Origin of the sequence: Rheinheimera sp. (assembly GCF_020217005.1) — a bacterium.
In the GTDB taxonomy this organism is placed as follows: Bacteria; Pseudomonadota; Gammaproteobacteria; order Enterobacterales; family Alteromonadaceae; genus Pararheinheimera.
In genome coordinates this window covers 1-10,000 of record NZ_JAIWOI010000072.1, presented here as the reverse complement: position 1 = coordinate 10,000, position 10,000 = coordinate 1, and the positions used below count along the sequence as shown (strand labels likewise).

At 46.3% G+C, this 10,000-nt stretch carries 10 protein-coding genes; 9 read left to right on the top strand and 1 reads right to left on the bottom strand.

What is annotated here, in order from left to right; genetic code table 11:
- Positions 1 to 401 (top strand): RidA family protein (locus tag LDL40_RS03630; RefSeq protein WP_300993753.1); only part of this gene is annotated, 401 nt, incomplete at its 5' end.
- Between the two features lie 175 nt (positions 402 to 576).
- On the opposite strand, the gene LDL40_RS03625 is transcribed toward LDL40_RS03630, so the two are convergent.
- On the bottom strand, positions 577 to 3,198 hold the full coding sequence (locus LDL40_RS03625; RefSeq protein ID WP_300993752.1) for a penicillin-binding protein 1A: 2,622 nt from the start codon (positions 3,196 to 3,198) through the stop codon (positions 577 to 579).
- 152 nt (positions 3,199 to 3,350) lie between these two features.
- Here LDL40_RS03625 and LDL40_RS03620 point away from each other — a divergent pair, with 152 nt between their 5' ends.
- From LDL40_RS03620 to LDL40_RS03585, 8 genes are all read left to right on the top strand, one after another.
- The gene (locus LDL40_RS03620; protein ID WP_300993751.1) at positions 3,351 to 4,430 is read left to right on the top strand and encodes a pilus assembly protein PilM; all 1,080 of its coding nucleotides are present in this window, start codon (positions 3,351 to 3,353) and stop codon (positions 4,428 to 4,430) included.
- Complete coding sequence (locus LDL40_RS03615; protein WP_300993750.1) at positions 4,418 to 5,029, top strand: PilN domain-containing protein; 612 nt, start codon at positions 4,418 to 4,420, stop codon at positions 5,027 to 5,029. Before LDL40_RS03620 ends, LDL40_RS03615 begins: the two co-directional genes overlap by 13 nt.
- Positions 5,026 to 5,625, top strand: a complete 600-nt coding sequence (locus LDL40_RS03610) for a type 4a pilus biogenesis protein PilO (RefSeq protein WP_300993749.1) — start codon at positions 5,026 to 5,028, stop codon at positions 5,623 to 5,625. The genes LDL40_RS03615 and LDL40_RS03610 overlap by 4 nt, the downstream gene beginning before the upstream one ends.
- Complete coding sequence (locus LDL40_RS03605; RefSeq protein WP_300993748.1) at positions 5,622 to 6,164, top strand: pilus assembly protein PilP; 543 nt, start codon at positions 5,622 to 5,624, stop codon at positions 6,162 to 6,164. The genes LDL40_RS03610 and LDL40_RS03605 overlap by 4 nt, the downstream gene beginning before the upstream one ends.
- 12 nt (positions 6,165 to 6,176) lie before the next feature.
- A complete protein-coding gene (locus LDL40_RS03600; protein ID WP_300993747.1) occupies positions 6,177 to 7,886 on the top strand; it encodes a type IV pilus secretin PilQ in 1,710 nt (569 codons plus the stop codon).
- Between the two features lie 158 nt (positions 7,887 to 8,044).
- The gene (gene aroK, locus LDL40_RS03595; protein ID WP_008900467.1) at positions 8,045 to 8,563 is read left to right on the top strand and encodes a shikimate kinase AroK; all 519 of its coding nucleotides are present in this window, start codon (positions 8,045 to 8,047) and stop codon (positions 8,561 to 8,563) included.
- 39 nt (positions 8,564 to 8,602) lie between these two features.
- Positions 8,603 to 9,670 carry a 3-dehydroquinate synthase gene (aroB, locus tag LDL40_RS03590; RefSeq protein ID WP_300993746.1) on the top strand — a complete coding sequence of 356 codons (1,068 nt, stop codon included), beginning with the start codon at positions 8,603 to 8,605 and terminating at the stop codon, positions 9,668 to 9,670.
- Positions 9,667 to 10,000: hypothetical protein (locus tag LDL40_RS03585; protein ID WP_300993745.1), on the top strand; the 334-nt coding region annotated here is incomplete at its 3' end. The genes aroB and LDL40_RS03585, both read left to right, overlap by 4 nt.

Sequence of the window (10,000 nt, the reverse complement as noted above, 5' to 3'; positions counted from 1 at the left end):
CAGACAACAGTACTTTTCCTATTGCCAGTGCTGTGGAAGTGAACAAACTGGTGTTTGAAAGTGGCAAGGTGCCTGCGCCTAAAGATCCAAAAGCTGCCAAGGGGAGTGTGGAGTTTTGGGGCAATACAGAAGAGCAAACCTTAAGCGTGCTAAGTCAGATTGAAAGCTCATTAAAGCAAAAAGGCCTGGGTATGGGCGATGTAATTAAAATGACAGTCTTTCTGGTTGGCGATCCTGCTTTAGGTGGCAAAATGGATTTCGCAGGTTTTATGAAAGGCTACACAAAGTATTTTGGTACTAAAGAGCAGCCCGCTTTACCTGCCCGTTCTGCTGTGCAGATTGCCGGTTTGGTGGCAGAGGGGATGTTGGTAGAAATCGAAGTCATCGCAGCCAGACCTTGACCCCTTCCTACTTGAAGCCGCAGCGTTGTTGACTGCTCGCGCTCGCCCCAGTCACATAGTCTCCAGGGGTCTTACTTGTTTGTCGCCTGGCTGCAACTCCAATTAGTTTGGGTCGCAGTAGCTATTGGTGATAAAAAGGCCGCCTAAGCGGCCTTTTTTTAGCTGGTGTTCGCTATCAGAACAGCTCTATTTCTTCCTGCTGTTGCTGGTTATTCTGCGTAGGCAGCTGCTGTACGGAGGAATTAACATAGGTTTTAGGTTCGGTACCCTGAATAAAATACTCAAAACCACTGCTATTGTCTGTTGCCTGAGTCAGCAAACCTGTTTTCAGATCGATACGGACCGAAGTGATACCGACAGGGGGCTGCACAAAAATTTGTGGTTTGTCTTTTAACGCAAAGCCCATGAAATCCTGCCATGCAGGTAAGGCAGTTTTAGCTCCGGACTCACCGCCTGCTATCTGGTCTTTACCCAAATTGTTATTCCAGGCCGTTTTGCCGAGTCTGCTCTCTGCATCATCAAATCCAACCCAGGATGTCACCACCAATTCAGGCGAGAAACCGGAGAACCAGGCATCTTTTACATCATTGGTTGTACCGGTTTTACCTGATAAGTCCTGACGTTTCAGCTCTCTTAATTTGTAAGCTGTGCCATTCCAGCCAGTACCCGCTTTCCAGTCTCCACCCCCCCAGATGGAGCTTTTCAGAGCGTCAGCAATTAAAAACGCATTTTGAGCTGATAATACCCGCGGAGCATAAGCCGGTGCAGCGGCCACAGTTGTTTCTGGTGCTGCTGTTTGTGCCGCAAAAGTAGCTTCAAGTTGAGCTTCAGGATCGGCAGTTTCGGCTAAGGCTGCAGCGTCTTTTGCTTGCTGTTCAGCGGCCGCTTTGGCCGCTAAGTCCTGCTGTTCACATTCAGTACAAACAGGCACAGGGACATGTTCAAAAATCAGATTGTTTTGATCATCCAGAATTTTGGTAATGACATAAGGTTTCACCAAATATCCACCATTGGCGAATACAGCGTAACCTGTAGCCAGTTCAAGCGGGGTTAATGACGCTGAACCTAACGCCAGAGTTTCGCTATGAGGTAAGTCTTTTTCTCTGAAACCAAACTTTGTCAGATGTTGACGGGTTTTTTCTATACCCACAGTACGCAGTAATCGCACCGCCACCACGTTTTTCGATTTAGCTAAAGCTTCACGGATACGGATAGCGCCGTCATAGACTTCTGGAGAGTTTTTAGGGCGCCACGCCTGATTGGCACCTTCGTCCCACTCGTGAATAGGAGCATCGTTCATTAAAGTCGCCAGCGTCAGCTTGGACTCTAAAGCAGCCGAATAAATAAATGGCTTAATATTTGAACCGACCTGGCGATTGGCCTGAGTAGCGCGATTAAACTGTGTCATGGCAAAACTGTAGCCACCCACTAAAGCCTGGATAGCACCGTCTTTTGGATTTATTGCCACTATAGCGCCGCTTACTCCTGGGATCTGGCCTAAACGCCACTCTCCAGCGGAAGGACGAACCAGCACATGCATACCAGGTGCTAACACATCGGCCGCAGCTTTAGGGGCATGGCTTTGTCTGTCGTGGCTAATAAAAGCCCTGGCCCAGTTTAATCCTTGCCATGGCAGGGTTATTTTGCGGCCACCAGACAAGATAGCTTCGGCTTGCTGACCTGTAACTTCGGTGATCACCGCAGGAATTAAATCTTCCAAACCATCTTGTGTATCCAGATAAGCCAGAATGGCTTCATCGCTTAGGCGATCTTTTTCTACGAATTTTACTGAGCCATCAGGTTGTGGTTCAGCTGTCGCTTGCCACAAAGTAGCTACAGGACCGCGGTAGCCGTGGCGCTCGTCATAGCCCACCACGTTTTTTTGCACTGCAGCTACTGCTTTGCCCTGCAATCTGGAGTCTACAGTAGTAAACACCTGAAAACCTTTGGAATAGGCTTCTTCTTCGCCGTATTTATCCACCACTTCCTGGCGCACCATTTCGGCAATATAAGGGGCAGAAGCCGTGATCTGTGCTCCGTGCAGCTTGGATAAAATTGGTTCCTGCAAAGCTTCATCATACTGAGCCTGAGTGATGTAGCCTTCATTGAGCATCCGGCCCAGCACTATATTCCGGCGTGCGCGTGCTCGGCTTGGTGAGCGCACAGGGTTCAGGATCGAAGGACCTTGAGGTAAGCCAGCGATAATGGCTATTTCAGATAAAGTTAAATCCTGAATGTTTTTGCCAAAATAAACTTGCGCAGCAGCGCCTACACCAAAAGAGCGCTGACCTAACTCAATTTTATTTAAATACAGTTCCAGAATTTCGTCTTTAGTCAGTTCTTGTTCAATACGTAAGGCCAGGAAAATTTCTTTAATTTTACGGATCAGCTTTTTTTCGCGACTCAGAAAAAATACGCGGGCCAGCTGTTGCGTAATAGTACTGGCACCTTGCTTGGCCTCACCACTGAAGGCCACTACTGTCGCGGCCCTGAACATACCTATTACGTCAATGCCCGGATGTTCGTAAAAGCGGTTATCTTCAGTGGCCAGCACGGCTTTAATCAGTAAATCCGGCATTTCTTCCAGCTTTAACGGAATTCGACGTTTTTCGCCAAATTGTGAAATAAGTTCTCCGTCCTGACTAAAGACACGCATAGGGGTCTGCAGCTTTACATCTTTTAATGTAGCTACACTTGGCAGGTCATCTTTGACATACCAATAACTTGCAGCAACCAAAGCTACAACGGAAAAAATACCTGCAATCACCAGAATGATTAGTTTTTTAAACCACGACACTGATTAACCTCAATGTATATATTTGGATCTAGCGGGACTGCTAGTCTGTTTTTTTTCAAAAAGCTGTTTGCCTTCCCTACGCAATCTTGGATGAAACGACTAAGCTCATGACAGAAGTTCAATATAAATCATTGACCTGTGCACGGGACGCTATGTTAAAGCAGCTGTTTCAAACAAAAAAAACCTTAATGCTAGGGGTCGATATTGGCTCTCAGGCTGTCAAAGCTGTGTTGTTAAGCCAACACAACCAGCATTATAAAGTAGAAGCCTTTGCAATAGAACCTATGCTGAAAGGCACAATGGTGGATCGTGAAATTCAGGATATCGAAGCGGTTGCTCATGCCTTATTAAACATCAGGAAAAAGATAGATAAATCAATCAAGTATGCCGCAGCTGCTGTGTCTGGTTCTTTGGTGATCAGTAAAGTTATTTTTATGGATGCCAATTTAACGGACGCTGAATTGGCCCGTCAGATTGAGTTGGAAGCGGATAGTTTAATTCCTTACCCATTAAACGAGGTCAGTTTAGATTTTGAACGTCTCGAAGCGAATCAGACTGACTCAACTAAAGTGAATGTGTTGTTAAGTGCTGCGCGTACTGAGAGTGTTCAGGCCAGAGTGACAGCGCTGGAGTCTGCGGGTTTTACCGCTAAAGTGATAGACGTAGAAAGTTCAGCCTTAAGCAGAGCGGCTGAATTGTGTCTGGATCAATTGCCGGAAGATGCAGCAGAAAAAGTTGTAGCTGTGTTAGATATAGGAGCCACTATGACGCTGCTGAGCATAGTTGAAGGCGATAAAAATCTCTATACCAGGGATATTGCCTTTGGTGGTGAACATTACAGTCGCAGTATCATGAATTACTACAACAAAACTTTTGAAGAAGCAGAACAGGCTAAAATTCTGGCGGATCTGCCACCCAGTTACAGCTTTGAAGTGCTCGCCCCTTTTCAGACCATGTTATTACAACAAATCCGCCGTGCTATTCAGATGTACCTGACCACCAGCGGCAAGGAACAGGTTGACTACTTATTGGTCAGCGGTGGAACCAGTTTACTCGAAGGCATAGAGAAGTTGATCAGCGATGAATTGGCTATTCAGACTGTGGTTGCGAATCCGTTTCGCCATATGGACATTGCTGCCACAGTGAATCGTCAGGAGCTGACTGAAAAGGCTCCTTGTCTGATGATAGCTACAGGTTTGGCGTTGAGGAGTTTTAATCCATGGCATCAATAAATCTGCTGCCATGGCGTGAAGCTGCGCGAAAACAGCAACAGCTAAATTATCTGACTGTATTAGCCCAAGTTGCTGTGTTGTCTTTTGTACTGATGTTTCTGGTGTATTGGCTGTATCAAGCGCGGGTTGAAGGGCAAGTCAGCCGGAATGCCTTGCTGGAAGCTGAAATCCAGGCTCTGGATCTGCGTATCGCTCAAATCAGAGAGTTGGAAAAGCAAAAGGCCGGTTTGCAGCAGCGGATGTCGCTGATAGAACAACTGCAGCGTAGCAGAAATCTTGGCACCCAAATTATGGATGAGGTCGCCAAAACTGTGCCAGCTGGTGTTTACCTGATTTCTTTGGATAAAAAATTCAACAGATTACTGATCACGGGTAAAAGCGAGTCCAATAACAGATTATCCGGCATGCTTAGGGTCATAGAGCAGTCTTCTTTGCTAACTCAGCCTGTGCTGGAATTTATTCAGGCCAGTAAAGAAGACAGTGGTTTGTTGAGCGACTTCAAAATGCACTTGCGTCTGGTTGGGGCTGAAGCGCCACCGCCACCACCGGAACCAACTGGCAAAGCTAAAACCGGCCCTCAGGCAGGAGCAAGCAAATGAGCCTGAATATCAACTTGTCTGACATAGATTTGTCTGAAATTGATTTTAACAATATGGGGGCATGGCCCAGGGCAGGTAAAGTGGGACTGGCGTTGCTGGTTGCTTTTCTTGTGATGTTGCTTAGTTACTTCTTTTTGGTCGACGCTCAGGTGACTAATCTGGAGGCTGCAGAGCAAAAGGAATTGGAGTTAAGAACAGATTATCAGAGCAAATATGCGAAGGCTGTTAATTTAGAGTTGTATCGCCAACAAATGCACGACATGGAAAAGACTTTTTCTGTGCTGTTAAAGCAATTACCCGCCACCCATGAAACACCAGGCATGCTGGATGATATTACCTTTGCCGGTACTTCTGTTGGACTGACTTTTGTCCGAATTAACTGGATGCCTGAAATTGAAAAAGAGTTTTATACCGAGCTGCCCATTCAGATTGAAGTGATCGGGGACTATCACCAGATTGGTAATTTTGTCAGTGAAATCGCTAAGTTGCCCCGTATTGTCAGTTTGCATGACTTTTTGATCCAAAGCAGAGAAGAGGGCAATCAGAGTTTTAGCGTAGTCGCCAAAACTTACAGGTATAAGGAGCTGAAAAAATGAAAAAGGCTGCTTTTATGCTGGTGATAGTGACCACGTTAACTGGCTGTTTTGATGATACAACGGATATCCGCCAATTTATGGCGGAAGTTCAGGCCAACACCAGTGCTAACATTCCACCTTTGCCTCCGATCAAGGATTTTGAGCATTTACCTTATACCAGTTCGGATTTACGCAGTCCCTTTAGTTTACCTTCACCGCAAATGTATAACCGGCAGCCTGTGCATCAGCCTGGCTGCGTTCAACCTGACAGCCAACGAGAGAAACAAGCGCTCGAACAGTACGCTATAGATAATTTAAAAATGCGCGGTACTTTGGGTCATGCTGATCAGTTGTGGGCTTTAATTGAAGCTTCTGATCAAAGTATGCACAGAATAGGTGTAAACGACAGACTAGGTTTATTTCATGGCAAGGTGATTGCAGTGAAGCCAGACTATATTGAGATTACAGAATTTATCCCTGATGGCAGTGGTTGCACTGTGCAGAGGAACAGCAAACTGCAATTGCTGGACGCCTCTGCTGATCCTGCCGAAACTAATTGAGCGATCGGAATTATGACAAGAACTATACCAAGCTCCAGGCTCCTCCATTTCAGTAAAGCTTTGGCTTTATGTTGTTTTATTCTGACCTGTCACGTCTGGGCACAGCAAAACAGCCCTGACTTTATTAATGAAATTGAGTCGATAGACTTCCGTCGTGGCGAACAAGGTGAAGCCAGGGTGCTGGTGTTTCTGCAACAAAGCTCTGCTGCGGTAGATGTCACTGAGCAAAACGGTCAGATCCAGCTTGATTTTCACAACACCAGGATTAGCGATGATTTGTTGTATCAACTGGATGTGTTGGATTTTGCTACTGTAGTCAAGGGCATTGAGACTTTCCGCGAGGCTGATAATGCCAGACTGGTGATTGATACGCTGGACAGTTTCAGCTACAGCTACCAGCAAATTGATCAGGTTTTTCATCTGGTGGTGCAAAAAAAATCGGCAGAACAGACTAAATCTGCAGCCGCTGGTCAGTACGTTGGGCGGGCTATTTCTTTGAATTTTCAGGATATTCCTGTGCGCACTGTGTTGCAGATTATTGCCGATTATAACGGTTTTAATTTAGTGACCAGCGATTCGGTCACAGGCAATATCACCTTACGCCTGGATGGTACCCCCTGGGATCAGGCACTTGATATAGTATTGAAAGTAAGGGGCCTGGATAAACGCATGGACGGTAATATTCTGATGATAGCGCCGTCCGATGAGCTGGCAGCCCGCGAAGCAAAAGAGTTGCAGGCACAGCAACAAGTGGAACAACTGGAACCTTTGAACTCGGAGTTTTTACCGATCAATTATGCCAAAGCTGCAGATATTGCCGCCTTGTTAAACAACAAAGAAGCGACCTTATTGTCAGCCCGGGGCAATGTTGCTGTAGATGACAGGACCAATACCCTACTAGTAAAAGACACTGCCACCACTATTGAAAATGTGAGGCGCTTATTAAGGCGGCTTGATGTTCCTGTCAAACAAGTACTGATTGAATCACGTATGGTGACGGTGAAAGATAATGTACGGGATGAAATTGGCTTACGCTGGGGGTTTAGCGACCAGCAAAATGATAAAGCCTGGTCTGGTACTGCGCCGGGCGCCAATAATCTGGCAGGCGGCACAGTGCCGGCTTTAAATGACAGATGGAATGTGAATTTACCTGTAGCGAACCCTGCCGGCAGTATAGCTTTTCATGTCACCAAATTTGCGGATGGTACTTTGCTGGATCTGGAACTTTCGGCACTGGAGCAGGAAAATAAGGGGGAAATTATCGCCAGCCCCCGTATTACCACAGCCAATCAGAAAAAAGCCCGGATAGAGCAGGGAACTGAAATTCCTTATTTAGAAGCCTCCAGCAGTGGTGCTACCACAGTCACCTTTAAAAAGGCGGTACTCAGCCTTGAAGTGACGCCACAAATTACGCCTGATAATAAAATTATCCTAGATCTGGAGATCACTCAGGATACACGTGGTGAAACTGTATCGACCGGGAATGGCCCGGCACAGGCGATAGATACACAGCGTATCCAGACCCAGGTGCTGGTTGATAATGGCGCTACAGTAGTCTTAGGTGGCATCTATCAGCAGCAGATGACCAATACCACCTCAAAGGTGCCGGTTTTTGGTGATATTCCTTACGTTGGAAATTTATTTAAACGGCGTAATGACTTTAATGAAAAAACCGAATTATTGATTTTTGTCACGCCCAAAATCCTGACCGAAAGCTTGTAGCAGGACCTGAAGACAGGCCGGAGCTGACGCTGGCTCCGGCAGAAAATTCGCTTGCCAAGCAAAGCCTATTACTGACATAATTCACCGCTTCAAATTTTCGTGGGAGCTTTCGGGTCCTGAAATTAACCTTCTAAGTTAGCGCAGCAGCATTACGAACTATGGCAGAAAAACGCAATATCTTCCTGGTAGGCCCAATGGGTGCAGGCAAAAGTACAATTGGCCGTCATTTAGCAGACATGCTTCATCTCGAATTCTACGACTCAGATCAGGAAATTGAACGCCGCACTGGTGCAGATATAGCCTGGGTATTTGATCTGGAAGGCGAAGAGGGATTCCGTGTTCGCGAAGAAAACGTGATCTCGGACTTAACAGAATTACAAGGCATAGTACTGGCGACTGGTGGTGGCTCAGTGCTAAGTAAAGAAACCCGCAACCGCTTATCCGCGCGTGGCATAGTGGTTTATTTAGAAACTCCTATTGAGAAACAAGTGGCCCGTACTCAACGTGACAAAAGACGTCCGTTGTTACAAACCGAAGAAGCACCAAAAGAGGTGCTGGAACGTCTGGCGGCTGAGCGTAATCCTCTGTATGAAGAGATCGCTGATTTTACAGTGCGCACAGACGAGCAAAGTGCCCGTTCAGTGGCCAACCAAATCGTTGAACAACTTGGTTTCTAGTTTGAGATAACTTTTCAGGGATATTAAGGAGAGCTGTGGATGCAAAAAGTTGCAGTACAACTTGGAGAGCGCAGCTACCCTATCCTGATCAGCCCCCAGTTATTTAGCCAGCCTCTGACGGAATTTTTACCTCAAGCCCGTCAGGTGGTGATTGTTTCTAATCCAGTGGTTGCAGGGCTGTATTTGCCTGCCGTCACTGCGTTATTCCCTGATTCAACAGTTCACTCCTTTATCTTACCCGATGGCGAAGCCCACAAAACGCTAAGCTCTTTTGAGCAGGTGATGTCCTTTTTACTTGAGCACAAAATCAACCGTGATGTCTTACTGGTAGCTTTGGGGGGCGGAGTAATAGGTGATCTGACTGGTTTTGTCGCTGCTTGTTACCAACGTGGTGTGCGTTTTATGCAAGTCCCTACCACCTTATTGTCTCAGGTCGATTCTTCAGTTGGTGGTAAAACAGCGGTGAATCATCCGCTGGGGAAAAACATGATAGGTGCGTTTAAGCAACCTGATCTGGTGTTGATTAATACCTCTGTTTTAAGTTCTTTACCTAAGACCGAATTTGCGGCTGGTATGGCGGAAGTTATTAAATACGCGTTGATTAGCGATCTGGCCTTTTTTCATTGGCTGGAACAAAATCAGCAGGCTATCCGAGCATTGCAACCACAAGTGTTAGGTGACATGATTCGTCATTGTTGCCAGATGAAAGCTGATATTGTTAGTCGCGATGAAACTGAACAAGGCGAACGGGCTCTATTAAATTTAGGTCATACTTTTGGTCATGCAATTGAAGCCTTTTTGGGTTACGGACAGTGGCTGCATGGTGAAGCTGTCGCTGTGGGCATGGTGATGGCGACAGAATTGGCCGTGAGCCGTGGTGATGTCAGCACGACAGAGCGGGATCGTATTATAGCTCTGCTGTCTGCTTTTGATTTACCTGTGACTCCACCAGCTCATATGAAGATTGCAGACTTTATGCCCTATATGAAAACAGACAAAAAAGTACAGGCCGGCAAAATGCGTTTTATTGTTCCGACAGCTCTGGGACAAAGTGCAATAGTCGATGATGTGACCGAACAAGAACTAATGGCTCTCTTTAGCATATGAGTAAACAAGCTCTGCAACAGCGTTTAACCCAGTATTCCGGCCTTTTAGGCTCTCAGCGTCAGTTACTTCAGCGTTTGTTGTTGCAGCTGGAATTTAATCAGCCGGACCGGTTACAACTGGTTGGTTCAAGCGGTAGCGGTAAATCGACACTGATACTGACACTGGCTGAAATCTGTTCAGAGCAGTTTAATGTGGCCTTGTTGCAGGCTGACGCTGGTTTGACGCCGGTAGATTTGTCGAAAGTGTTACAACAACAATGGTTTGGCTCTGCCACTATGCCTCGTAATCTGCATGAGTTTGTCGCACAGCTCAACAAAGCAGAACAGTATC